Genomic DNA, 225 nt, shown 5'->3' with positions numbered 1-225 from the left:
TCGGAGCCGCCGATGCCGATGTTGACGACGTTGCGGATGCGCCGGCCGGTGTGACCGGTCCACTCGCCGGAGCGCACCCGCCCGGCGAAGGCGGCCATCCTGTCGAGGACGGCGTGCACCTTCGGTACGACGTTCTCGCCGTCGACCTCGATCACCGCGTCCCGCGGCGCGCGCAGCGCGGTGTGCAGCACGGCGCGGTCCTCGGTGATGTTGATCCGCTCGCCG

At 72.4% G+C, this 225-nt stretch carries 1 pseudogene; it reads right to left on the bottom strand.

Annotated features, from left to right (window positions below):
- Positions 1-225: pseudogene (locus IG94_RS39555) on the bottom strand (glucose-6-phosphate isomerase); the annotation flags it as partial.

Origin of the sequence: Streptomyces olivaceus, from assembly GCF_000721235.1 — a bacterium.
GTDB lineage: Bacteria > Actinomycetota > Actinomycetes > Streptomycetales > Streptomycetaceae > Streptomyces > Streptomyces olivaceus.
This window is presented reverse-complemented; position numbering and strand designations above follow the sequence as displayed.